Below are 1,296 nucleotides of genomic sequence, written 5' to 3'. Positions count from 1 at the left end.
GCCTAATCGGCGCGGCATCCAAGAAGAGCAGATCATGGCTCATGCCGGCCATAGTGACCCGACGACCCTGCGCAAATACCGTCACCGGGCCCAGTCGCCTTCCGATACGCTCGGGCTTTCAATCCCTCGCTGAGAGCAGTTCGCGCGCCGGCGGCGAAGGCAATAGGATTGCCCATCGATTCCGTGATCCGATTGGACTTAGGCCCTGAAGAAGTCATCAGCTCCCCTCCCCCCCGTTGGATCTACACCAGACGAAATCTACACTGCGGTCGGGCGGGCGCTCAGTTGGTGGGAGGGCTCTGAGGATGTTCTGATGGGCGTTTTCCGCTGGCTCTGCATGGAGCCGGAGCCGGCTATGATCATCCCCGCTTTGTGATCACAAGGTCCGCTTCGCCCCTGGCGGGGACGCTTCCTAACCCCGTCGGCGGCTTCCGGCCGGGCTCCGCAGCACGGCGATGGCTCTGGAACCGGCCTAGCAGCGTTCGGCGCCGGCGCTTTTTCGGGAACGGTCAGAGCAGTTCTTCGCTTGGTCCAGGGACGCTGCCTCCACGCTCGGCCGTGTATTGCAGCAGGGCACGCTTCGTGGTCTCAACCTGTGAAACAAGAGAGCGACCGTGAAGCGTATCCAGATGGCGAGATCGGCTTGGGCCCGCGCAGCTGATGTGCGCGTGAGCGCTCGACCAATGGACGAGGTCCGTATCGCGCTCTTCGTGCTCGTTGCCGACAGCCATGCATTCAGCCCGAGTGAGCGCCAGACCCTTGCCGAGTTCATTCGCTCCGCTGGGCCGCGCAACAGCTCGTTCTATGCGGCTGAGCTTGCCGAGGAGCTTCGCGAACTCATCTTGGTCATTCAACCGGACGCCGCGCCGACGGATCGCACCGCGCCTGTACGCTTAGCTGATTTGGTGGGCTGGTAGGCGCCGATCGCACGCTCTTGCCGCGGCTGACACGTCCGTCAGAAGCCTTACCAGCAAGAACGTGAAGACTGCGCCGAGGGCGTTCCAGCCGCTCTCGGAACACCGCGCCTTCCACTCCGTTCATCCTCAGCCAGATAACCTGAAGGAGCGCGAGCCATGGCCGACCTCTCGGCGATCAAGCAACATATGGAAGTCATCGGCGCCGATGGCGTCCACCTCGGCACGGTCGACAAGGTCGAGGGTGACCGGATCAAGCTGACGCGTGCGGACAGCGGCTCCCACGGCGACCACCATCACTTTCTCTCCGCTGGCCTTGTCGCCGCCGTCGAAGGAAATCAGGTCCGGCTCTCGGCCAATGCCGACAACGCCGCGCTGCTGG

Annotated in this window: 2 protein-coding genes; both read left to right on the top strand. The window is 63.5% G+C overall.

Translation table 11 applies throughout. The features are described 5' to 3' along the window. The first annotated feature begins 614 nt into the window (after positions 1-614). A complete protein-coding gene (locus tag Q7T84_RS00550) occupies positions 615-917 on the top strand; it encodes a hypothetical protein (RefSeq protein WP_304805608.1) in 303 nt (100 codons plus the stop codon). A 156-nt stretch (positions 918-1,073) separates the two neighbouring features. After that, positions 1,074-1,296, top strand: a 223-nt coding sequence (locus tag Q7T84_RS00545) for a DUF2171 domain-containing protein (RefSeq protein WP_304805607.1), incomplete at its 3' end; no start/stop codon positions are given.

Origin of the sequence: Phenylobacterium sp. (genome assembly GCF_030654915.1) — a bacterium.
GTDB lineage: Bacteria > Pseudomonadota > Alphaproteobacteria > Caulobacterales > Caulobacteraceae > Phenylobacterium.
Note: the sequence above shows the minus strand (reverse complement) of the source record. Positions and strands in the feature narration are given on the sequence as shown.